Origin of the sequence: Nocardia sp. CA-084685 (assembly GCF_050955785.1) — a bacterium.
Classification (GTDB): Bacteria; Actinomycetota; Actinomycetes; order Mycobacteriales; family Mycobacteriaceae; genus Nocardia.
This window is the reverse complement of sequence record NZ_CP192094.1, coordinates 3,651,123-3,674,794: the sequence shown is the minus strand read 5'-3', so window position 1 is coordinate 3,674,794 and position 23,672 is coordinate 3,651,123. Positions and strand designations below refer to the sequence as shown.

Here is a 23,672-nt window from a genome sequence, read left to right as displayed (position 1 = left end):
CGGCTGTGTTCAGTCGAGAACCTCACCGTTGACCACGGCATAAGCGAAACCGTCCCACCCCTTGCTACCCACGGTCTGTACGACGGTGGCGTCGAGGCTGGGTTCGGCGGCGAGCAACTCGACCAGATCGCGGCTGGCCTGAACCGCCGGCTCGTCCGAATGCTCGTCGGCGACAGCACCATTGCGCACGACATTGTCGACGATGATCACCGATCCCGGCCGGGTCAGACGCAGCGCCCAGAGCACGTAGTTCGAATTGTTGACCTTGTCGGCATCGATGAACACCAGATCGAACGGCTCCGGATCCTCTTCCGCCAGCACCGGCAGACTGTCCAGCGCCGCACCCACTCGGATCTCGACCCGATCCCCGACCTCGGCCCGATCCAGATTCTCCCGTGCCACCCGCGCGTGCCGCGGCTCGAATTCCAGGGTGATGACCTGGCCGTCCTTCCCCACCGCCCGCGCCAACCAGATCGTGCTGTACCCGCCGAGCGTGCCGATCTCGAGTACCCGCCGCGCCCCGATCGACCGCGCGATCAAATGCAGAAACTTTCCCTGCGCCGGCGATACGTCGATGGCGGGCAGTCCCGCCGCCGCATTGGCGGCTATCGCCGTCGCGGTCGAATCCTCGGCTCCCACCAGAGAGTCCACGATGTAGCTGTCCACGTCGGCCCACTCGAACGTCGTCATGCCATGAAGTCTGCCACCGGAGGTAGCGGTACCGCCGGAACCACTGCCGCCTCGGGTCGCGATCGACGGCATGTTTCCGCATCGGCTCGACCTGTTCGAGCATCCACCCATCAGCAGCCCACCGAGGAAGTTGAACGGGCAGAATTCGGCCAGTGTGACGCTCTTGACCAGATCCGAGCCGATACTCGCGAGCGCTGTGACGTGGGCGGCGGCGAGCCGGTGCTCGGCAACCAGCTGTTCCCCGCCGATCAGAACAGGAAGTAGCGCTGGGCCATGGGTAACTCGGTTGCGGGCTGCTCGGTCCAGACTTCGCCGTCGATGCGCACGGTGAAGGTATCCGGATCGACCTCGATCCGTGGCATGGCGTCATTGTTCGGCATATCCGCCTTGGTCACGCGACGAACGTTCTTGACGGGAGCCAGTTTTCGGCGCAGACCCAAGCGTTCGGCGAGGCCGTCATCGATGGCCTGCTCGGATACGAAGTGCAGCGAGGTCGCGGCGGCCGCCAGTGGCGCGGCGCCGAACATGGGTCGCGGCAGCACCGGCTGCGGGGTCGGGATGGAGGCGTTGGCATCACCCATGGCGGCCCAGGCGATCGCGCCGCCCTTGAGCACGGCATGTGGGCGAACACCGAAGAACGCCGGATCCCACAGCACGAGGTCGGCGAGCTTGCCGACCTCCACGGAACCGATTTCGTGATCGAGTCCGTGGGCAATGGCAGGACAGATGGTGTATTTCGCGATATAGCGCCGTACGCGGACGTTATCGGCGGCGCCGTCACCGGCCAGCGCGCCGCGGCGGCGCTTCATGACGTGCGCGGTCTGCCAGGTACGCATGACCACCTCGCCGATGCGGCCCATGGCCTGCGAGTCGCTGCCGATCATGGAAATCGCGCCCAGATCGTGCAGCAGATCCTCGGCGGCGATGGTGGAGGGCCGAATTCGACTCTCCGCGAAGGCGAGATCCTCCGGGATGGACGCGCTGAGATGGTGGCACACCATGAGCATGTCCAGGTGCTCGTCCAAAGTGTTGACCGTATGCGGACGGGTCGGGTTGGTCGAGCTGGGCAGCACATTGAGATGCGCTGCGACGGTGATGATGTCGGGTGCGTGCCCGCCGCCCGCACCCTCGGTGTGATACGCGTGGATGCCGCGGCCTGCGATGGCGCCGAGCGTGTCCTCGACGAATCCCGCCTCGTTCAAGGTGTCCGAGTGCAATGCCACCTGCACGCCCGCCGCATCGGCGACAGTCAGGCACGCGTCAATCGCGGCGGGTGTGGAACCCCAGTCCTCGTGCAGCTTGAAACCCGCTGCGCCACCACGCAATTGCTCCCACATGGATTCGGCGCTGACGGTATTGCCCTTGCCGAGCAACACGACATTCAGCGGCCATGCGTCGGTGGCCTCCAACATCCGGGCCAGATGCCAGGAGCCGGGCGTCACGGTTGTCGCCTTGCTGCCCTCGGCCGGACCGGTGCCGCCGCCGATCAATGTGGTGATGCCGCCGCCGAGCGCCTCGTCCATCAACTGCGGACAGATGAAATGCACGTGACAGTCGATCGCTCCCGCGGTGAGGATGCGGCCGTTGCCCGCGATGATCTCGGTATTCGGGCCGACGACGAGATCCGGATGTACCCGGTTCATCGTGTCCGGATTGCCCGCCTTGCCGATCGCGCTGATGCGGCCGTCGCGTATTCCGACGTCGGCCTTGATGATTCCCCAGTGATCGATGATGACCACGCCGGTGATCACGGTGTCGGGGGTGCCGTCGGCTCTGGTGGCGCGGGCTTGGCCCATGGATTCGCGCAGCACCTTGCCGCCGCCGAAGACGGCCTCGTCGCCCGCGAGTCCCGGCCCGCCACTGCGGTCTTCGGTGATCTCGATGAGCAGATCGGTGTCCGCCAGGCGAATTCGGTCGCCGGTGGTCGGACCGAACAGTTCGGCGTAGCGCGCACGGCTCAGCTCACTCATGACGCACCATCCAAATGTCCGGGGGGATTCAGGCTGATGCCGTGGACCTCTCGGCTGCCGCCGAGCGGAACCAGTGAAACCCGTTGGCCTAGGCCGGGTTCGAAGCGCACCGCGGTACCGGCGGGAATATCGAGCCGACGTCCGTGCGCGACCTCCCGATCGAACCGCAGTGCGGCATTGGCCTGCGGAAAATGCACATGGCTGCCGACCTGCACCGGACGGTCACCGGTATTCACGACATCGAGCTCGATGCGGTCCGCGCCCGCATTCAACTCGATAGTGCCCTCGACGCAGAAGTATTCACCCGGAATCATTCGCCGCCCTAGCCGATCGGCTGGTGGACGGTAACCAGCTTGGTGCCATCCGGAAAGGTGGCCTCGACCTGTACGTCGTGGATCATCTCCGGCACACCCTCCATCACATCGGCACGCGTGAGCACTGTTCGCCCCGAAGACATCAGCTCCGCGACGGTGCGTCCGTCGCGCGCACCCTCGAGCACATGATCGGTGATCAGTGCGATCGCCTCCGGATGGTTCAGCCTGAGCCCGCGCGCCTGCCTGCGCCGGGCCAGTTCGGCCGCGTAGCTCAGCAGCAGCCGTTCCTGCTCGTGCGGCGACAGTCGCATCCGGGCTCCTCAGCGTTCGTGGATCAGGGTGACGGTAATTCTGGCACGCCCGTTCCGGGACCGCCGATCAATCCCGGGCGGGCAGATTCTGCAGCCGCACCTGGCCGCGCGCCACCGTACGACCTTCGTCATCGGTCAGCACGACCTGCCACAGCTGCTGCAGGCGGCCGCGGTGCAGCGGCGTCGCCTCGCCGAAGACGTTGCCCTCGCGGACCGAACGCAGAAAGTCGGTGTTGTTGTTCACCCCGACTACGGTGCCCTTATTGTCCTGGGCGTTGTACCAGACGCCGCCGCCCACACTGGCCAGCGTTTCGACGACGGTGCAGTACACACCACCGTTGACAATGCCCGCCAGCTGCAGCAACTGCGGTCCCGCGGTCAGTTGACCGCGCACCCGATCCGGCGTGACCTCGGTGAATTCGAGGCCGATCAGGTCGGTGAAGGTGTTCTTGCTGAGCTCGGTCATCAGCTCAGGCGTCACGTCGGCCAGCGACTGGATCTGGGCAACTTCCTGCTGTGTCATGCATTCACCTTGACACAAGACATCCCGACCCCCGCACGACGGCTACGTCCCGGTGTTCGCTCGGCGAGACAGAGCGGCGGGCTCCACACGCAGATGGAGCCCGCCGCGGCAGTGGATCGGGGGTTCACGGCAGCCCTCCGGAACACTCTGCCGATCCCAACGCCGAAATCAGTATAGGTCAGGCTTACCTAAGTGGGCAACTTTTGTCGAACCGCACGCCGCTCGCGGTGACGTATTCGATCAAGGCTATGCGGACCCCAGAAACTTTCCGCCGGAACCCATTCCACGCTCGACGAGTGCGGACTCGATCGACGGCCACCTATCGAGCCGGGCAACCCACGACGCGGCGCACGGGCAAACCACGTTCTTCCAGCACCGACAGCAACCCCTCGCCCCGGCGTGCACCGACCAGTGAATCCGTCCGCGCCAGATCCGGCACGTAAGTGGCCGCTCCGACAATGGATTCGCCGACCAGTGACCAGAATCGACGCTCACCGAGCTCGGCACACCCCGCCAATGTCCGCTGAATCAACCGCAACGACGGCTCACACCGATGCGCGAGCCAGACATACATGGCCTGCTCACACGGCAATGTCACCACGCCAGCCGCCCCGGCCAGCCGATCGCCGTCGAGCACGCGAATCGTGGTATCCGCCAAGCCCGCCCAGTCGATGCCGCCGTCGTTGTCGGTGTGCAGCCACAGATTCTCGAGACCCGGGTCCCAGACCCGCCCCTCGGCCACCAGCAGCGCGACCACCCGGCCGATCACCGCGTGGATCAATGCGGTGGCCACCACCTCGGCGGCAGTGTCGGCGCTGATCATCTCCGCGGCGTGCCGCCGGTACATCACTTCGATCCGCCCCTCGCGCAACCCGTCGGCCAGCCGCCACCAACGTCGTTTGCCCTGCTCGGACATGGCGGCCACCGCATACACCCGCGGATGTTCGGGTTGCAGCGAGCGCAACCGCGCACAGGCCCTGCCGAATGCCGCCTGGGACTGGCGAGGCATGTAGGTCGTGACTGGCTCGGACATCGAACCTCCTCGGGTCGGCTCCGTAATGGGTCGGATCGGAAAGATAGGTTAGGCTTACCAGACCTAACAATCGGGTACCAGATATCGAGTCAGGAGTAGTTCGTCGCCGTGACGGCATCAAGCACCATCGCGCCGGTGGCGCGACGAACGAATACGGCGCGCCGTCGTCGGCTCGGACTCGTCGCGCTGACCGCACTGCTCCTCGTCGCCACCGTGGCCAGCATCGCCATCGGCACCCGATCGCTGTCTCCAGGCACCGTCTACGATGCCGTGCACAATGCCCTTACCTGCCCGGGCGGGCCGTTCACCTGCCCCGCGGGGTCGACCGCTGAGCAGATCGTGCGCGGACTTCGGTTGCCGCGCACCGCACTTGGATTGGCCACCGGGATCGCACTGGGAATCGCGGGTGCACTGATCCAGGGCTACACCCGCAACCCACTCGCCGACGCGGGCCTACTCGGCTTGAATGCGGGCGCGGCCTTCCTTGCGGCACTGAGCGTTTACCTGTTCGCCCTGACCGCACCCGAGCAGTACATCTGGTTCGCCTTCGCGGGGGCGCTGATCGCGGGGCTGGTGGTGTTCGGTGTATCCGCGATCGGTGGCGGCAAGGCGAGTCCGCTCAGCCTGGTACTGGCCGGTGCCGCGGTGACCGCATTCCTGCAGGCGATGACGAACGCCATTGTGCTCATGGATAACGCGGCACTGGACACCTACCGATTCTGGGTGGTCGGCACGGTGAACGGCCGTGATGCCGAGGTGTTCTGGCAGGTGTTGCCGTTCTTGGCGATCGGCGTGGTGCTAGCGGTGACGGCTGCGCCCGGCCTGAATGTGCTGAGCCTCGGTGACGAGGTCGCACGCGGACTCGGCGTGCATATCGGACGCAGTCGCGCGCTCGGCCTGGCCGCGATTGTGTTGCTGTGTGGTGCCGCGACGGCGGCGGTCGGCCCGATCGCGTTCATCGGATTGATAGTGCCGCATATCGCAAGGGTTTTCACCGGTCCCGACTATCGCTGGCTGATCCCGTACTCCGGACTGCTCGGTGCATTGCTGTTGCTCGTCGCCGATGCGGTCGGGCGAATTGTGGCGCGACCGGGCGAATTACAGGTCGGCGTGATGATCTCGGCTCTGGGTGCCCCCTTCTTCATTCTGCTCGTTCGTCGCAAGAAGCTGGTGAGCCTGTGAGGGCGATGGCACGGCGATCGTCACGAACGAATTCGCCTAACGCCGAGGAGCGTTCATGAGCGAACGAATCATGGACGAAACCTCCCCGGACTACACCGCGGCCGAACCCAACCCCACTCCGGCCGCAACAGCACCTTCAGGCCGGATCCGGCCCGCACTGCGTTTCGGTCCGGTGTCGATCGTGCTGCGACCCACCATCGCGCTGATAGTTCTGGCGCTCGCCGCGACCGTGCTCACGCTGTTCTGCCTCGATATCGCCTTCGGCGACACCCACATTCCGATCGGCCGGGTCCTGGATGTGCTCAGCGGCGGCGGCACGCGGTCCCAGCGCTTCATCGTGTTGGAGTCCCGATTGCCACGCGCGCTCACCGCCGCGGTCGTCGGTGCGGCACTCGGCATCGCGGGCGCGATCACCCAATCGATCCTGCACAACCCGCTCGCCGCACCGGATATGCTCGGCATCACCACCGGCTCGAGCCTCGGCGCGGTCGCGGTGCTGGTCGGAACCGGCGGCGCGACGACGGGACTCGCCGCGAGCGTGGGCGCGCCACTGGCGGCGCTGACCGGCGGTCTGCTCACCGCGATCGTGATCTACCTGCTCGCCTGGGGTCGCAGCGTGACCGGCGACCGCGGCGTCACGCCGATGCGACTGGTGCTGATCGGCATTGGTGTGAACGCGGTGTTGTTGTCGGGCATCAGCTTCCTGCTCACCCGCGCCAGCCTGCAGGACGCCGCCCGTGCCCAACTCTGGCTCAATGGCCCACTCAACAGCGTGGACCGGACCGAACTCGTCCCGGCTGCCCTGGCACTTGCCGTTGTCGTCGTGGTCGCGGTCGGCTCCGCCAGAACCCTTGCCGCACTGCGTCTCGGCACCGATACCACCCGGATGCTGGGCGTACGGATCCAGACCCAGCAGACCCTATTGATCGGCGCGGCTGTGGTGGCCGCGTCCGTCGCGACCGCGGCCGTCGGTCCGGTCACTTTTGTGGCGCTCGCCGCACCACAGATCGCGCGCCGCCTGCTGCGAACTCCTGGCGAACCGCTCATCGGCTCGGCGCTCATCGGTGCCATCCTGATACTCGGCGCGGATGTCGGCTCGCGCACGCTGTTTCCGGTCGATCTGCCGGTGGGTGTCGTGACCGCCGCCTTCGGCGGACCGTTCCTGCTCTACCTGCTCGTGCGTATGAATCGGAAGGCGACCCTGTCATGACCAGCGATACGCGGCTTTCCGCACAGGAAGTCACCCTCGGCTACGGCGACCGCGTCATCGTCGACCGACTCGATATCGATATCGCACCCGGCGTCGTCACCACCGTCATCGGCCCCAACGGCTGCGGCAAGTCGACCATGCTGCGCTCACTCGGCCGCCTGCTGCGTCCGCGTCAGGGCCGAATCCTCTTGGACGGCAAGGCGATTTCGACGATGAAGACCAAGGACGTGGCACGCATCATCGGCATGCTCCCGCAGTCGCCAGTGGCGCCCGAGGGGCTCGCTGTGGCGGATCTCATTGCGCGCGGGCGTCATCCGCATCAGTCCTGGATCCGGCAATGGTCGGCCACCGACGAGGCCGAGGTCATGTCCGCACTGGCGGCGACGGGCATCGCCGATCTGGCCGATCGCTCACTCGACGAATTGTCCGGCGGTCAGCGCCAGCGTGCCTGGATATCGATGGCACTGGCGCAGGGCACCGATATCCTGCTGCTCGACGAGCCGACCACCTACCTCGACCTCGCGCATTCGGTCGAGGTCCTGGATCTTATCGATCGGCTGCACGACGACCTCGGCCGCACCGTGGTGATGGTGCTGCACGATCTCAACCTGGCAATTCGCTATAGTGATCAACTCATCGTCATGCGCGACGGACGCATTGTCGCTCAGGGTGCGCCCGCCGACATCGTCAATGTCACACTGCTGCGTGAGGTCTTCGACCTCGACGCCTCGATACTCGAGGATCCGGTCTCCGGCCGTCCGATGGTCGTGCCCATCGGTACCCGGCACGTTTTGCCAGGGTATGACAAATGACACACCAGCTATCAGGCAGTTACGACGGCGTGTAGTACGCAATTGTGTCGTTGAGTCCGTAAGCTTGAAGAATGGCAGGACTTGGTGAACTCGAGAGGGCAGTCATGGACCAACTGTGGTCCAGCGACGAGCCGCAAACCGTACGGCAGGTACACGAGGCTTTGGCCGCCCGCCGTGAGCTCGCGTACACCACGGTGATGACGGTGCTGCAACGGCTGGCGAAGAAGAATCTGGTGGTCCAGCGCCGCGACGACCGCGCCCATCGCTACGCGCCGGTGCATACCCGCGACGAACTGGTGGCCAGCTTGATGGTCGATGCACTGCAGCAGGCCGATGCGGCGGGCAGCCGCGCGGCGGCGCTGGTGCATTTCGTCGAACAGGTCGGCAGGGACGATACGGATGCGTTGCGAGAAGCACTCGCTAAGCTCGAGGCATCCGAAGATACTGCGCCGCCGAAGCAGTAGTCTTGGGATTCTGGCCTCACAATGAGGTGAGTGCCCTGGCCCCACAACGCAGTGAGCTGAGTCGATGAACGCAACCGCGCCGGTCTTCGCCGGTCTCGCTTTGCTTCTCGCGGGGCCTGCCCCAGCGCTGCTGAGCCGCGCGACCTGGCCGTATCGGACACCGCGCGCCGCGCTCGTGTTGTGGCAGGCCATCGCGCTCGCAGCCGTGCTCAGCGCATTCGGCTCGGGCCTGGCCATCGCCGCCCAACTACTCGTTCCCGGACCGAACGGTCGCCCGACCACCTCCCCTGCCCGGGAAATCGATGCGCTCGGACTGCCGCTGTGGCTGGCCTATGTCTTCGTCTTCGCGCTGACCCTGCTGGTCGGCGCGCGGCTGATATACGCGATCGTGCGCGTCGGTGTGCATACCCGCAGGCGTCGGGCACGCCACCGCATGCTCGTCGATCTACTCGACCAGAGCGGACCGCAGCGCCGCGCCGCCGATATCCGGGTCCTCGCCTCGACCGAACCGATCGCCTACTGTCTGCCCGGCATTCGCCAGCGGGTCGTACTGAGCGAAGGCACGCTGACCAGCCTGCAGGACGCCGAGGTCACCGCCATCGTCAGCCATGAGCGCTCGCATCTGCGTGCCCGGCACGACCTCGTACTCGAGGCGTTCACCGCGGTGCACGAGGCGTTCCCCCGGGTGGTGCGCAGCAAGGCCGCGCTCGGCTCGGTCAAATTGCTGATCGAATTGCTCGCCGATGACTCGGCGGTGAAGGTCACCGGCCCGAAGCCGCTGGCCCGCGCCCTGGTCGCCTGCGCCAAATCCACCGCTCCACAGGGCGCCCTCGCCGCAGGCGGCCCGACCACCTTGATCCGCATCCAGCGCCTGGGTGGACGGATCGGCGATCTTCGGATCGCCTCGGCGGCGTATCTGGGGTCCGCGGCCATCCTGGTGGTCCCGACCATGGCCGTCGCGGTACCCTGGCTGGTCGAACTGGATCGACTGCTGCGTAACTGATTCCTCCGGTTCCCCCCGACACACCCGGTCCTACCCCATCCCGATGACCGGGCCCGACCATCTCGGCGGCGCCACGCGTGCCCGGATACCCCGCGCCGAGACATGAAAGGCACACAAACCCGTTGACCTCCTCCACCCCTGCCACCACCTTCGCGGAGCTGGGCCTACCCGCCGTGCTCGTCCAGGCGCTACGCCGCGACGGCATCGAGGCGCCGTTCCCGATCCAGGCCGCGACCGCGACCGATGCGCTGGCGGGTAAGGATGTGCTCGGGCGCGGCCCGACCGGCTCCGGAAAGACCCTGGCCTTCGGACTGCCGATGCTCGCGCTGCTCGCGGGCGCCCACGCCAAGCCGGGCCGTCCGCGCGGTCTGGTGCTGGTGCCGACCCGCGAACTGGCGGCCCAGATCGAAAAGGCGCTGGACAATGTCGCACTCTCGCTCGGGCTGCGGGTCGCGTCGGTGGTCGGCGGCGCGCCGATCAAGCGACAGGCCGATCGGCTCGCGCGCGGTGTGGACCTGCTCATCGCCACGCCAGGGCGGCTCGAGGATCTGATCAACCAGCGCTCCGCCAACCTGTCCGACGTGCGGATCACCGCATTGGACGAGGCCGACCACATGGCCGATATGGGCTTCTTGCCACAGGTCACCAAGCTGCTCGACCGGACGCCGAAAGATGGTCAGCGCCTGCTGTTTTCGGCCACCCTGGACGGTGAGGTGGACAAGCTGGTCAAGCGCTACCTGCGTTCCCCCGTCACCCATTCCACCGCGCCGCCGTCGGCCTCGGTCGCGACGATGTCGCATCATTTGCTGTACCTGCGCAAGGCCGATAAACGCGACATCACCGCGCAGATCGCTGCCCGCGACGGACTGACCATCATGTTCGTGCGCACCAAACACGGTGCGGACCGGCTCGCCAAGCAGTTGCGCGCGGGGGGCATCGCCGCCGGCGCGCTGCACGGCGGGAAGGCGCAGAACAACCGGGTGCGGACCCTGGCCGCATTCGCCGACGGTACGACCCCCGTGCTGGTGACCACCGACGTGGCCGCACGCGGCATCCACGTGGACGGGATTTCCCTTGTCGTGCACGTGGATCCGCCAGCGGAGTCCAAGGCGTACCTGCATCGCGCGGGCCGCACCGCCCGCGCCGGTGAGGACGGCGTCGTCGTCACGCTGGTCACCGAGGAGGAGCGCGCCGAGGTCGAAAAGATGACCCGCAAGGCTGGCGTCGATGTCGATGGCGTGCAGGTTCGTCCGGGCGATCGGCGGCTGATCCAGATCACCGGCGCGAAGCAGCCATCAGGTGTGCCGATCGTCGCCGCGAAGTCGGCGGTCACGGTGGATGACGAAGGTGAGTTGCAGGTCGGTAGGTCGAGCCGCCGGTCGGGTGGTGCAGGCGCGGGCGGTCGTGGTCGTGGCGCACGCTCGGGCGGTGCGGGCTCAGCTGGTGCCGGGCGGCGTAGTGTCGGTTCGAGCGCTCGCGCCGGGGATGCGAAGAAATCTTCGGGTGGTTCGTCCGGATCGACCGCGACGTCGAGTCGGCGCGGAGCCGGAACGTCGGGACGTGGGTCGACGGCCGCGCCTGCCACGGGTCGAACCGCAGGCGTAGCAACGGCGGCCCCGGGCCGCGGCGCGAAGACGGCTCCAGCGCGGACCGCGAGCGCGGCATCAGCCGCGCCGGGTCGTGCTGCCGGGTCGGTAAAGACAGCCCACGCAATGGGCTCATCCGCGCGTGGCGCATCGGCCAGCCATGGCACAGGAGCCACCTCCGGTCGCGGTGCCGCGTCCGGCCGCACCGCTGCGACCAGCGGCGACACGCCCGGGCGTACGCGTCGACGCGCCGGACGAGCGCAGGGCGTGCCGGGCGGCCGCAATCGGGGGGCAAACTAGCCTGGTGGCGAATCATCAGGTGGGTGCGGTCGTCTGTGCACTGATCTCGGCATTGCTCTTCGCGGTGGCCGCGGTCACCCAGCAGCATGCGGCGGCCGCGGTTCCGGAGGACGAGTCGCTCATTCGTTCACTGATGCGCAATCCACGCTGGTGGGCCGGAATCGTCGGTGACGCGGGCGGCTTCGCGATGCAGGTAGCCGCCCTGGCTCTGGGTGCGGTGCTGCTCGTCCAGCCAATTCTGGTGAGCATGTTGGTCTTCGCGCTCCCGCTTTCCGCCCGGATCAACCACCGCCGCGTCACCCCGCGCACGTGGGCGACCGCCATCGCCCTCGCGGCGGCGCTTGCCTGCTTCTTGATCGTCGGCGATCCGTCCGAGGGCAATACCAATGCGCCCCTGCGTGATTGGATCCCGCCGCTGGTCGGCCTGCTCGGTCTGCTGGCGGTAGCCCTCGTCGCCGCCCTCGGTACCTCCGACCCGACCCGCCGCGCACTGCTGTTCGGCGCCGTGGGCGGGGCCCTGTTCGGTCTGGCCGCCGCGCTCACCGAGTATGTAACCGAACTCTTCGATGGCGGCCTGACCCACGTAACGGGCAGCTGGCAGACCTGGGCCCTGTTGGCCTCCGGCCTGATCGGCCTCTATCTGCAGCAACGCGCCTTCCAATCCGGCCCCCTTGTCGCATCGTTGCCCGCCGTAACCATCGCCGAACCCCTGGCCGCCGCCTTCATCGGCATCACCGTCCTCGACGAACGCCTCCGCACCAATCACATCGGACTCGCCGTAATCACCGTCGCCGTAATCATCATGTGCGCGACCACAATCCAACTGTCCCGCATCCAAGCCGAGGCATGACACACGGCTCGGGATCACGTGGAAACCATGGCGGCATCGGCCGAGAGGCGCCGCCGCCATTCCACCTGATCTTGATTCCGGTGCCGCGCCTCACATCTCGAGCTGGGCCGGGTCCGAATGCTGGGTGATTGCACGGGAGTACGCCGCACCGGTTAGAATCGGTTAAGTGCAGTTTCTCCCTGGTCATCAGCCGCCGTACGACCTGACCTACGACGATCTCTTCCTCGTTCCGAATCGGACGGATGTCGCGTCACGGTTCGATGTGGATCTGTCGACCGCAGACGGGTCCGGCACCACTATTCCCATTGTCGTCGCGAATATGACCGCGGTCGCCGGACGTCGGATGGCCGAGACGGTCGCTCGTCGCGGCGGCATTGTCGTCCTACCGCAGGATCTCCCGATCGCCGCGGCATCGGAAACCATCGCGTTCGTCAAGAGCCGCTCGCTCACCGCCGATACTCCGGTGACGCTGGATCCGGAGCGTTCGGTCTCCGAGGCCGTCGCTCTGATGCACAAGCGCGCCCACGGTGCGGTGGTTGTCGTCGACGGCGGTAAGCCGGTCGGCGTGGTCACCGAGATGTCCTGCACTGATGTCGACCGGTTCGCCCGACTGCGCGATGTCGCGGTCACCGACTTCGTGCAGGCACCGGCCAGCACCTCGCCGCGCGATCTGTTCGATCTGCTCGAGGCCGAGCACGCGCAGCTCGCCGTGCTCATTGCCGAAGACGGCAGCCTCGCGGGCGTGATGACTCGTACCGGCGCCGTCCGCGCCGGGATCTACCAGCCGAATGTCGATGCCGATAACCATTTGCGGGTGGCCACCGCGGTCGGCATCAACGGCGATGTGGCGGCCAAGGCCAAGGCGCTCGTCGACGCGGGCGCGGACCTGCTCGTCATCGATACGGCCCACGGACACCAGGCCAAGATGCTCGAAACCCTCAGCGCCATCCGCGATCTCGGCCTCGGTGTGCCGCTGGTCGCGGGCAATGTGGTCTCCGCCCAGGGCACCCGCGATCTGGCCGCGGCGGGTGCGGACATCATCAAGGTCGGTGTCGGCCCCGGCGCAATGTGCACCACCCGCATGATGACCGGTGTCGGCCGTCCGCAGTTCTCCGCGGTGGCCGAATGCGCTACCGCCGCAAAGGAACTCGGCGTCCACATCTGGGCCGACGGCGGCGTCCGGCATCCCCGCGACGTCGCTCTCGCCCTGGCCGCGGGCGCGTCCAACGTGATGATCGGCTCCTGGTTCGCCGGCACCTACGAATCCCCCGGCGACCTGCGCATGGACCGCGACGGCAATGCCTACAAGGAAAGTTTCGGCATGGCCTCCAAGCGCGCCGTCGCCGCCCGCACCGCCACCGACAGCGGCTTCGACCGCGCCCGCAAGGCGCTGTTCGAGGAGGGCATCTCCAGCTCGCGCATGCGCCTGGATCCGGAACGCCCCGGCGTCGAGGACCTCATCGACCACATCTGCTCCGGCGTCCGCAGTGCATGCACCTACGCGGGGGCCCGCAGCCTCCCGGAGTTCCACGACAAGGCGGTCCTCGGCGTCCAGTCAGCGGCAGGTTTCGCGGAAGGACGCCCACTGCCGAGCGGCTGGTAGTTCCTAGGGCACGGGCAGCCCAGCCGAGCAGCCGGTGGTCCCCTCACGAACAGGCAGCCAACCCCAACAACCGGTAGCCACCTCACGAACAGGCAGCTGACCCGAACAACCAGTAGTCCCTGCTCAGCGATGGCTAAAGACGGCGGCTTCCCGCCACAACCGACTACGACGGAGCGAGTCTTCCACGCGAGGAGTTCGCGACCCGTCTCGCATCCGAGCCGTCGAAGCGCATGCGCCGCAGGCGCGAGACTCGCCCATCCGGCACGCGTGCACCAGGTGCCGAACACCCCGCCATCACCAACCACCACGGAGCGAGATGCTTACGAGAGACCCGTTCGCGGCCCGTCTCGCGGCGGAGCCGTCGAAGCGCATGCGCCGCAGGCGCGAGACTCGCCCATCCGGCACGCGTGCACCAGGTGCCGAACACCCCGCCATCACCAACCCCCACGGAGCGAGTCTTACCAGCGAGGAGTTCGCGGCCCGACTCGCGTCCGAGCCGTCGAAGCGCATGCGCCGCAGGCGCGAGTCTCGACGGCTCGGACGCGAGACACCAGGGGCCGCGAACCCGCAGCGCCGAAGACGCTGCCATTAGACAGAGCCGGTAGCATAGGGGTGCCGGTTTCCGGCTTCACGAACCCATTGCCGAGAGGAACAAGTTGTCACCCGCGTCCGAGGGCGCCGCACAGGAGGGCTCCTCTACCGAGCCGGGTGACAAACCCGGCGCTCTCCATTCCACAGCCGCCCGATCCGATTCAGCTCATCGTATGTTTCGCAGGTGGTGCTGACGATGTCCGTCGTGCTCACCGTGCTCAGCCTGATCGGGTTCATCGCGCTCACCGCCGGCACCGCATTATTCGTTGCCGCCGAATTCTCACTCACCGCATTGGAGCGCAGCACCGTCGAATCGCATGTGCGTACGGTCGGGGATGCCCGCTCGCGCATGGTCCGGCAGGCGCACACCACGTTGTCGTTCCAGCTCTCCGGCGCCCAGCTCGGTATTACCATCACCACCCTGATTACCGGTTATATCGCCGAACCCGTCCTGGCCCGACTGATATCGCCGCTTTTCAGCGCGCTCGGTCTGAGCCGAGGTGCGGCGCAGGGCATCTCGCTCACCTTGGCGCTGCTGCTTGCCACCTCGCTGTCGATGATCTACGGCGAGCTGGTCCCGAAGAACATCGCGATCTCGAAGCCGCTCGGCACCGCCCGGGTCACCGCGGGCCCGATGGTCGCCTTCTCGGTGGTGTTCAAGTGGATGATCCACTTCCTCAATGGCACCGCGAACTGGGTGGTGCGCCGCCTAGGTGTGGAACCGGCCGAGGAGTTGCGTTCGGCGCGCTCCCCGCAGGAACTCGGCTCGCTGGTGCGCACTTCCGCACTGCGCGGCGCGCTGGACCACCGCACCGCGCAGTTGGTCGATCGCTCGCTGCAATTCGGTGAGCGCAGCGCCGAGGAATTGATGACGCCGCGAGTCAAGATCGAATCCCTGGACAAGTCCGACACCATCGCCGATCTGATCGCGGCCGCCAGCCGCACCGGGTACTCCCGCTTCCCGGTAATCGACGGCGATCTGGACAACACCCTCGGTGTGGTGCACGTCAAACAGGCGTTCACCCATCCGGCGAATGTCCGCAACACCATCCCGCTGTATCAGCTCGCCCGGCCGGTGCCGATCGTGCCTGCCAGCCTCGACGGCGACGAGGTGCTCGAGCGGGTGCGCGCCGACGGGATGCAGGTCGCGCTGGTGGTCGACGAATACGGCGGTACCGCGGGCATCGTCACCATGGAGGATCTCATCGAGGAAATCCTCGGCGATGTCCGCGACGAGCACGATGAGGAAGAACGCGATGTCCGCCGGGTCGCCGACGGCTGGGACTGCTCGGGATTGCTGCGTATCGACGAAGTCTCCCGCGCCACCGGCTATGACGCGCCCGAGGGCGAATACGAAACCCTCGGCGGTCTGGTGCTCACCCGGCTCGGCCGTATCCCGGTGACCGGCGATGAGGTGATCCTGCCGAATCCACGGTCCTCGCACCGTCATCCCAACGACGAGGACGGCGGCTGGATCGCCAAGGTCGAACGGATGGACGGGCGGCGCATCGATCGGATTCGGCTGATCCCGGTCGCGGCCGCCGTGCTGAAGGAGAACAGCCATGGGTGATCTCCTGGGTGTCCTGTTCACGGTGGTGCTGCTGGCCTGCAACGCCTTCTTCGTCGCCGCCGAATTCGCGCTCATCTCCGCGCGCCGCGACCGTCTCGAAGCGCTCGCCGCGCAGGGAAAGCGCAAGGCGCACACGGTTATCCGGGCAGGTGAGAACCTATCCATGATGTTGGCCGCCGCACAGCTCGGCATCACCATCTGCTCGATCCTGCTCGGCCGGGTCGGCGAACCCGCGGTGGCGCATCTGCTGGCGGGGCCGTTCGAGCTGGTCGGCCTGCCCGAACAGCTGCTGCATCCGGTGGCCTTCGCCATCGCGCTGGCGATCGTGGCGATCCTGCACATTCTGTTCGGCGAGATGATTCCGAAGAATATCGCGCTGGCCGGACCGGAACGAAGTGCGCTGCTGCTGGTTCCGGTGCACCTGATGTGGTTGCGCTTGGCGCGTCCGCTCATCGCGCTCTACAACCTGGCCGCGAATCTGTCGCTGCGCATGTTGCGGGTCGAGCCGAAGGACGAGCTGGAGGCAACGGTCTCCAGTGTGGAACTCGCCGAGATGATCGGTGAGTCCCGTTCGGAGGGACTGCTCGACGAGGAGGAACACCGCCGCCTCACCCAGGCGCTCGGCACCTCCGATCGTGTGGTCGGCGATGTGATGGTGCGGCTGGCGACGACCCGCTCGGTTCCGCTGCGCGGCAATGGCACCACGCTCGGCGATATCGAAACCGCGGTCGCCGAAACCGGCTTCTCCCGGTACCCGGTGCGCGCTGGTGACGGTTCGCTGGTCGGGTACCTGCATGTGAAGGATGTGCTCGACAAGGTCGCCGACGAAAGCGCCGGACCGAATACGCCAATCCCGCGCACCGATATTCGCCCATTGCCGACGGTGAGCACTGGTACACCCCTGTACGAGGCGCTGGCCCGCTTGCGCCGCACCAACTCCCACCTCGGCCGCGTGGTGGATACGCGCGGCAATACTGTGGGCATTGTGGCGCTGGAGGATCTGGTGGAAGAGTTCGTTGGCACCGTGCGCGACGGGACGCACCGGGTGATCGAATGATCGTGCTGGCCGAGTCCGAGTGGCGGGCCGGAGCCGCCGCGCACCGGGCTCGGCTGGACGAGCTCGTCGGACCGTATCTCCAACGACGCGCGGCGGGGTCGTCACATCCGGTGATCGACTTCCTGTTCACCTACTACGGACATAAGCCCGCCCAATTGCGGCGCTGGCACCCGGGATTCGGTGTCGCATTGGCGGGCGCGCGGGAGTACGACGGGGCTCGTGGGTATCACCAACACGGCCCGGCTGTTTACACTGCCGACCCCGCATTCATCCGCAGGCGTCGCGACACCATCGAGTTCATCGCAAAACTGCTGCGCGCCACCGCATCGCGCCCGGCACAGCTGTCCTGCTTCGGCCTGCACGAGTGGGCAATGGTGTACAAAACCGACGAGGTCCGCCACCAACAAGTGCCGCTGCGCTTGGGCGGCATCGGCACCGATGCGGTCGTCGAATCGATGTCCTTGCGCTGCAGCCACTTCGACGCGTTCCGCTTCTTCACCCCGGAGGCCGTCGGTCGCAATGCCGAGCCATTGACGCGCGCCGACCAGGTCGCCCGTGAACAGCCCGGCTGCCTGCACGCCAATATGGACCTCTACAAATGGGGTTTCAAACTGACCCCGCTGCTGCGCTCCGACCTGCTCCTCGACTACTTCGAATTCGCCTGCGCCGCACGCGAACTCGATATGCGCGCCAGCCCGTATGACCTGACCGAATACGGATATGAGCCGGTCTGCATCGAAACTCCCGCGGGGCGTGCCGAATACGTCCGGGCACAGTCGGCTCTGGCCGAGCGGTCGGCGGGACTCAGACAGTCGCTGCTCGACGTCTGCACATCGCTACTGAAATACGACACCGAGGCACTCGCCGTCAGCTGACCGTGGTAGCGAAACACACCAATTGCCTGGCATTTCCGCCAAAACCCACCTTTAAGTTACTGCCTGTTAATACCATTCAGTCAGTTCATGCTCCGTCTGAGTCGGCGCAGTATGTGCCCATGATGAGGAAAGTTGGGATGCAACGATGCACCCGAAGCTGACACTGCGCCGTGCCAGGCCCTTGGCCTTGTTCGCCACCATGGTTGTGGCCGCGATGATGCTGCCGAGCAGCGCATCGGCCGATCCGCAAGACGATATCGCCACCGCGGTCCAGGAGTTCCTCGATGTCGGCCGGACCTCGGTGCCCCGGGCGGACTGCGGACCGGGCTCGATGCCGGAAACCGGGCTGCAGGGCGATGTCCCGGCCACCGACCGCGACAGTCGGCGCAGCACCCAGGGCTACTCCTGCAATATGTCGATGGTCGGCAATTACGCCGGGCGCGGCGCGGGCATCACCTCCACCAGCTTCGACCATTGCGCGTATATGGGTTCGTTCTTCCCCGGCGACCTGTTCAGCGAGGGCCGCGGCGTCCAGGTACTCGACGTCTCCGATCCGGCACACCCGCGCCCAACGGTCACCCTGACCGAACCCGCGATGCTCGCCGGCACCTGGGAGAGCCTCAAGGTCAATACCGAACGCAAACTGCTCGTCGGGACAGGTGTGCCGCTCGGCGAAGGCGTCGGCTACCTATCTGTCTACGACATCTCCGATTGTGCGTATCCGAAGCTGCTCAATCCGGGACCAGGCACGAATCTCGCGATGCCGCTGCCGATCACCACGCATGAAGGCGGCTGGTCTCCCGACGGCCGCACCTACTGGGCCTCGGGCGTCGCGCCCGGTTTCCTCAGCGCGGTCGATCTCACCGATCCGACCAATCCGCACGTCATCTGGCAGGGGTTGACCGGGATCGAGGCGCACGGATTCGGCATCAGTCCGGACGGCAACCGCATGTACCTATCCGCGCTGGGCGGATTCACCGTCCTCGATATCAGCTCCGTTCAGCGCCGCGACCCCAACCCGCAGGTCACCCATATCGGCCGCACCTTCTGGACCGACGGCTGGGCCACCCAGCACAGCATCCCGGTGACCTACGACGGCAAGCCCTACCTCTACACCGTCGACGAAGGCGGTTCCGGCGGTGTGAAACTCATCGATATCTCCAACGACACCGCACCGAAGGTCGCCGGGAAGGTGAAGCTGGAGATCAACCTGTTGCAGAACATCGACAGCAATATCGGTAGTTCGATGGGCGGTTCGGTCTTCGCCTACGAATCGCACTACTGTGCCGCCGACCGCCCGGACAATCCGACCGCACTCGCATGCGGCTGGATCTCCTCCGGCATCCGGGTTTTCGACGTCGGTGATCCGCACAATATCCGTGAGATCGCCTACTTCAATCCGCCCGCACGGACCGGCCAGAACCTGAGCCTGTGGAACTCACCGCACGCCCTCGCCTCGATCATCGGCGTGCCATTGATGAGCACACTACCGGCCGCACGCGCGGTGTTGGAGGGGCAATTCGATCCGTTGGACGCGCTCACCCCGCGCACCGGCAAGCTCGCCTTCGGCGACGTCTCCACCGATTGGTGCTTCTCGCCGCCGGAGTGGCGCGGCAACCAGTTGTATGTCGCCTGCTCCGATAACGGATTCATGGTGCTGCAACTCGAGAACGATGTGTATACGGTGCCGGCGAATCAGCAATCGACCGTCGGGTCGTAGCCGTGTCCCGTTGGTTCCGAGTCGGGGCGCTCGCCTCTGTCGCGTTCGTCCTGGTGGTGCTCGGGGCGGCGCTGCGTCCGCTCGTACTGCCCGAAGAGCCCACCGCCGCATCGATTCTCAACGCGGTCGAGATCGGATTCGCGCAGGATATGACGGCACATCATCAGCAAGCGCTGATCATGGTGCAACGCTTGGATCGTGGCGTGGACCCGACCGTGCTGCGGTTGGCGCAACAGCTTTCGGACGCGCAGCGCATCGAGATCGGTACCATGCTTGGGTGGCTGCGGTTGGCCGATGCGTCGCCACTCTCGGCGCATCCGATGGCGTGGATGCACACCGATGCGGCTACCTCGCAACATCATTCGAATACGAGCCACGCGAATAGCGATGCGATGCCGGGCATGGCGACTACCGCCGAACTCGACGCGCTGGCCGCAGCCCGCGGTCACAACGCCGAAACCCTGTTCCTGCAACTGATGTTCCGTCATCACCAGGGTGGACTGGCGATGGCTCGTGCCGCCGACGAACTGCTGACCTCCGGCCCGGTCAAGGAAACCGCCCGCTCGATGTTCCAGAGTCAGAGCCAGGAGGCCGGTGTGATCAGCCTGCTACTCACCCAACTCGAGAGTCGAGCCCCGCAGTAGCCGACCCGCGCCCACGTGGTGCCGAGTCAGAGCTTTTGCCGGAGTGCCGGTGTCTTCGGCGGGATCCAGGCGGAGTCCTGGACGGTGTGCTCATCCGTGATGACCTATATCTGTGTGCGTTCGCCGTCGCCATCGGCAGTACGGCGAGCAACGCGGGTGCCAGCGCCGCCGCCCCTAGCGCGAGCAGCCTGGGCTTTTACTACGAAGATTCGATGCGCAGGAATCCAGAGGTAAGGTCGATCCAGATCGACGGCACAGGAAGGCTCGAGCGACATGTGATCCGGACCGAGACAGTCACCGTCCCCGAACACGTGCACGGATATCCCGACGTCGCGTTCGGCGGATACGTCGCGGGTCTGGTGGCCGGGCCGTGCGAGGCCACCGAGATACGTGTCGACTTCCGCGCACGGGTGCCGCTCGAGACCCCGATGTCATTGCGCCCCACCAGATCAGGTGGATATGCGCTCACCGACACCGACGGTGCGTTACTCGCCGAATCGACTCCGGCGGTGCTCACCATCGACCCGCCGAGCGCACCGAGCTGGGCCGAGGCGAAGTCCGTCACCGACGCGGCCATGGTGTCGCGCCGTGTCACCGACTGCTATGGCTGCGGCGCCGCATGCGCACCCGGCCGCGGCCTGCGCCTACTCACCTGGGACACGGCGGATCACGACCTCGTCCTCGCTGCGTGGACTCCCGATCCCGAGTTGGCCGACGAATCCGGCCGACTCCCACCGGAAGTCGTCTGGTCCGCCCTCGACTGCCCCGGTGGCTGGACCGCCATGCGCAAACAAGGCATGGGCTTCGGCGGTGTGACCGCGGCCCTCACCGCCACCCAACTTCAGCCCATCTACCCCGACTCCCCCTACATCTCCTACGCCTGGCCCGTCAGTCATCAGGGCCGCAAATACACTGTCGGCATAGCCCTCGCAACGCCCTCGGGCGATCTCTGCGCGGTCGCCGAAGCCCTCTGGATTCAGCCCAAACCTTGAACCAGCTCGGTCGCGGTGGGCACTTACTTCATAGTGGCGAGGTTGTGCCAGAGGTTTCGCAGGCTGTCCGTGCCGCCGAATAGCGTGGTGAAGTTGGTGGAATCGATGAGCAGGATATCGCCGGCTCGCCTGCCAGCGGGTGGCATCCAGATCAGCGCGTTGAATTCCGTGTTGCCTGCGGCGGTGAAGGGATGGGGCCGCCCGGGGTCGACACGCTGGCGGCCCAGGACACGAAGCGTATCGGTTTCCGGCGCGGTGAGCTCGTAGTGCGGTAGATGGGGGTGGAAGTTGAATGTCGTGACGTTGTCCAGCAGCCGGGGCACGTCCAGATCGCGGAACCCGGTCAAGGGCGCGATCTCATCGGTGCCGTCGACGACGGCGGGTCGAAGGCCCCATTTGTTGTGCACCGGAACATCGAGAGCCCGCATGAGCGAGCGTGTGTACTGGCCGAATCGTTGCTGCCGCGGCACCAGCGGGTCGCCGTGATGCTCGTATTCCATTTGCCGCTGCGCATAGTCGTCGGTGCAGCCGACGTCGTGGTGCGGTGCCAGCAGCAGACAGGTGCCTTCGCGTTGCAGCCAGTCGCGGATCGCCTCGCACTCCTCCGGTGTGGCTTGCTGCTCGGAGAGCAGGTGATCGAGCCCGAACACCATCAGGGTGTCGGTGTCCGCCAGGATCCGCTCGTCGATCGGCAAGGTGTAGCCCGCCTGGTCGATACGCTGGAACACCGCGACGGGGTGACCGGTCGCCTCTGCGGCAAGTTGCTGAAACGCCAGCGTCGAGCGATGGAACAACTCCAACGTGCCTGCAATGCCCTGTAGGAAGTGCGCGGCGTCGTATTCCGGAGTCTCGTAGCCCGGCCACAGCACATTGCGGACCTCCGTCATCGTCGAGAAGCGGTTGTACATCTCGGCGGGATCGCGTTGGGCCTCCCATGGATAGCTCCAGGTCCAATAGATACTCATCCGTCGCCGCCCGTCGTGGCTGCGTGGAATATGGGTCTGGTTGTAGGTGCGTGCCAGCGGCAGCGTGCTCATGGTGTGACCTCTCGGCTGTCGAGCGTGGCCAGGTATCGCAGGGCGCTGATACTCGGAAGGAAGAAGTACGCGCCGCCGGTGAGCGTGGTGAACGCAGGCAGTCCCGGGTGCACCTTGCGGATGGGCCGCTTGGGGATCGTGAAGTCGAAGGTGCCGTCCTGGGTGCCGCAGATGGGGTCGTGTTCGTTGCCGAGTTCGTGGAATGTCTTGTCGTTGATCCAGACGTTTTGGGCGAACTCGAATTGGCGTACCAGGCTGGCGCAGATGATGAACGCGGCGATCCCGCGATCCACTCCGTCGTCGGGGGCATCCTCGGGTAGCGCGGGGCCGTAGGTGGCGCCGCGGCGAATCATTCTGCGACGGTTCATGTTAGCCGCGGTGTCGCGGGGATTGAGGCGTCGTGCATGCGCGCCGAGTGGTACCGCGTAGCCGTGCGGATCCATTTCCTTGTAGTTGAAGTCGTTGTTGCGCATGGGATCCGCACCCAGCGCCGGATCATCCCGGTCCGGGGCCAGCACCAGCGGTGCGCCGCTGCGCCAGCGTCCCATGATCTTCGCGGCGAGCAACTCCTGCCCGTCCGGGGTGTCCGCGTGCTCACGCAGATAGTTCCGAAACGCGCCGACATGTTCTTGCAGCCGCCGGTAGGCCATATAGCTGCCGTTGCGGAACAACACCTCCGGCTGTGGCAGCGCTCGCGATGGTCCCTCCTCGTCGGGATAGCCCAGGATGAATTCCCCAGGTTGCAGCGCGGCTCCCGACCCGGGGGTCGGTGTTTCGCCGGATCCGTCGATCACGGGCTGGGACAACCGGTCTCGGAACCCGAAATGATCGTGGGCGTAATCGAAGGGCGGCGTCGCGTTCAGATCCAGGAACGACAACACGCGCACACCGGGGCAGCGGGCCACTAGCTTGTCATGTTCGGTGATGCAGCGCTGACGCTCGGCATCGGTGCGGGCGAACAGGATCGCGATGGCGTGCAGGTTGTCACCGGCCAGCCCGCCTACCCAGTTGTCGGGATGAGCAGCGCCCGTGTCGCCCAGGATGTCCGCGCGTGCGGCCATGCCTTCGCGGAACTCGTCCGGGAAGGTGCTGAGCACTTCCTCCGGCACGCCGAGCGCGCGCAGCCCGTGCCAGGTGAAGGCCAGCGTGACCCAGCGGTCGGAACTGTCCATCGTTGCGCTCGCATCTGCTGCCGATTGCACGCGGTCTATCAGCGGCGTCAACCAAGCCCGAGCCCCCACGGGATCATCGAAGGACAGGAACTCATAGCGGCCGGTCACCGCCGGGGTCCGGGTCAGCAGGATGTGCTGAATATCGTCGAGTTCTAGCATGGGT

The 23,672-nt window shown here is 66.3% G+C and carries 21 protein-coding genes and 1 pseudogene; 14 read left to right on the top strand and 8 right to left on the bottom strand.

The features are described 5' to 3' along the window. Positions 1-9: 9 nt before the first annotated feature. The 6 genes from ACQP2U_RS16815 to ACQP2U_RS16790 all read right to left on the bottom strand — a co-directional run bounded on the left by ACQP2U_RS16815 (position 10) and on the right by ACQP2U_RS16790 (position 4,841). Positions 10-690 (bottom strand): O-methyltransferase, encoded by a 681-nt coding sequence (locus ACQP2U_RS16815; protein ID WP_433715525.1) that lies wholly within the window; start codon positions 688-690, stop codon positions 10-12. Positions 691-938: 248 nt separating this feature from the next. Then, positions 939-2,660: an urease subunit alpha gene (locus tag ACQP2U_RS16810; protein ID WP_433715524.1), complete on the bottom strand. Its 1,722-nt coding sequence runs from the start codon at positions 2,658-2,660 to the stop codon at positions 939-941. Further along, a complete protein-coding gene (locus ACQP2U_RS16805) occupies positions 2,657-2,974 on the bottom strand; it encodes an urease subunit beta (protein ID WP_397034831.1) in 318 nt (105 codons plus the stop codon). The genes ACQP2U_RS16810 and ACQP2U_RS16805 overlap by 4 nt, the downstream gene beginning before the upstream one ends. 8 nt (positions 2,975-2,982) lie before the next feature. Beyond that, positions 2,983-3,285, bottom strand: coding sequence for an urease subunit gamma (locus ACQP2U_RS16800; protein ID WP_433715523.1), 303 nt, complete (start codon positions 3,283-3,285; stop codon positions 2,983-2,985). Positions 3,286-3,352: 67 nt separating this feature from the next. After that, on the bottom strand, positions 3,353-3,751 hold the full coding sequence (locus ACQP2U_RS16795; RefSeq protein ID WP_397034954.1) for a PaaI family thioesterase: 399 nt from the start codon (positions 3,749-3,751) through the stop codon (positions 3,353-3,355). 376 nt (positions 3,752-4,127) lie between these two features. Then, on the bottom strand, positions 4,128-4,841 hold the full coding sequence (locus ACQP2U_RS16790) for a hypothetical protein (protein ID WP_433715522.1): 714 nt from the start codon (positions 4,839-4,841) through the stop codon (positions 4,128-4,130). Positions 4,842-4,949: 108 nt separating this feature from the next. Here ACQP2U_RS16790 and ACQP2U_RS16785 point away from each other — a divergent pair, with 108 nt between their 5' ends. The 14 genes and pseudogenes from ACQP2U_RS16785 (at position 4,950) to ACQP2U_RS16720 (ending at position 21,300) form a co-directional block, all read left to right on the top strand. After that, on the top strand, positions 4,950-6,023 hold the full coding sequence (locus ACQP2U_RS16785) for a FecCD family ABC transporter permease (protein ID WP_433715521.1): 1,074 nt from the start codon (positions 4,950-4,952) through the stop codon (positions 6,021-6,023). A gap of 55 nt (positions 6,024-6,078) precedes the next feature. After that, a complete protein-coding gene (locus tag ACQP2U_RS16780; protein WP_433715520.1) occupies positions 6,079-7,233 on the top strand; it encodes a FecCD family ABC transporter permease in 1,155 nt (384 codons plus the stop codon). Continuing rightward, on the top strand, positions 7,230-8,045 hold the full coding sequence (locus ACQP2U_RS16775; RefSeq protein ID WP_433715519.1) for an ABC transporter ATP-binding protein: 816 nt from the start codon (positions 7,230-7,232) through the stop codon (positions 8,043-8,045). Before ACQP2U_RS16780 ends, ACQP2U_RS16775 begins: the two co-directional genes overlap by 4 nt. 71 nt (positions 8,046-8,116) lie before the next feature. Continuing rightward, positions 8,117-8,509, top strand: coding sequence for a BlaI/MecI/CopY family transcriptional regulator (locus ACQP2U_RS16770; protein ID WP_433715518.1), 393 nt, complete (start codon positions 8,117-8,119; stop codon positions 8,507-8,509). Positions 8,510-8,573: 64 nt separating this feature from the next. Further along, complete coding sequence (locus tag ACQP2U_RS16765; protein ID WP_433715517.1) at positions 8,574-9,512, top strand: M56 family metallopeptidase; 939 nt, start codon at positions 8,574-8,576, stop codon at positions 9,510-9,512. A gap of 122 nt (positions 9,513-9,634) precedes the next feature. After that, positions 9,635-11,017, top strand: a pseudogene (locus ACQP2U_RS16760) (DEAD/DEAH box helicase); the annotation flags it as partial. A 385-nt stretch (positions 11,018-11,402) separates the two neighbouring features. Further along, a complete protein-coding gene (locus tag ACQP2U_RS16755; RefSeq protein ID WP_433715516.1) occupies positions 11,403-12,248 on the top strand; it encodes a DMT family transporter in 846 nt (281 codons plus the stop codon). 166 nt (positions 12,249-12,414) lie between these two features. Next, positions 12,415-13,851 carry a GuaB1 family IMP dehydrogenase-related protein gene (locus ACQP2U_RS16750; RefSeq protein ID WP_433715515.1) on the top strand — a complete coding sequence of 479 codons (1,437 nt, stop codon included), beginning with the start codon at positions 12,415-12,417 and terminating at the stop codon, positions 13,849-13,851. A gap of 787 nt (positions 13,852-14,638) precedes the next feature. After that, on the top strand, positions 14,639-16,012 hold the full coding sequence (locus ACQP2U_RS16745; protein WP_433715514.1) for a hemolysin family protein: 1,374 nt from the start codon (positions 14,639-14,641) through the stop codon (positions 16,010-16,012). Then, positions 16,005-17,069 carry a hemolysin family protein gene (locus ACQP2U_RS16740; protein ID WP_433715513.1) on the top strand — a complete coding sequence of 355 codons (1,065 nt, stop codon included), beginning with the start codon at positions 16,005-16,007 and terminating at the stop codon, positions 17,067-17,069. The genes ACQP2U_RS16745 and ACQP2U_RS16740 overlap by 8 nt, the downstream gene beginning before the upstream one ends. Continuing rightward, positions 17,066-17,944, top strand: a complete 879-nt coding sequence (locus ACQP2U_RS16735) for a 3-methyladenine DNA glycosylase (RefSeq protein ID WP_433715512.1) — start codon at positions 17,066-17,068, stop codon at positions 17,942-17,944. The genes ACQP2U_RS16740 and ACQP2U_RS16735 overlap by 4 nt, the downstream gene beginning before the upstream one ends. Positions 17,945-18,089: 145 nt before the next feature. Beyond that, a complete protein-coding gene (locus ACQP2U_RS16730) occupies positions 18,090-19,664 on the top strand; it encodes an LVIVD repeat-containing protein (RefSeq protein ID WP_433715511.1) in 1,575 nt (524 codons plus the stop codon). Positions 19,665-19,666: 2 nt separating this feature from the next. Next, entirely contained in the window at positions 19,667-20,308 is a 642-nt protein-coding gene (locus ACQP2U_RS16725) for a DUF305 domain-containing protein (protein ID WP_433715510.1), read from the top strand. Positions 20,309-20,394: 86 nt separating this feature from the next. Next, a complete protein-coding gene (locus tag ACQP2U_RS16720) occupies positions 20,395-21,300 on the top strand; it encodes a hypothetical protein (protein ID WP_433715509.1) in 906 nt (301 codons plus the stop codon). 23 nt (positions 21,301-21,323) lie between these two features. Here the strand turns inward: ACQP2U_RS16720 and ACQP2U_RS16715 are convergent, their stop codons facing one another. After that, a complete protein-coding gene (locus tag ACQP2U_RS16715) occupies positions 21,324-22,337 on the bottom strand; it encodes a hypothetical protein (protein ID WP_433715508.1) in 1,014 nt (337 codons plus the stop codon). Continuing rightward, positions 22,334-23,668, bottom strand: a complete 1,335-nt coding sequence (locus tag ACQP2U_RS16710; RefSeq protein ID WP_433715507.1) for a Dyp-type peroxidase — start codon at positions 23,666-23,668, stop codon at positions 22,334-22,336. Before ACQP2U_RS16710 ends, ACQP2U_RS16715 begins: the two co-directional genes overlap by 4 nt. Positions 23,669-23,672 lie beyond the last annotated feature (4 nt).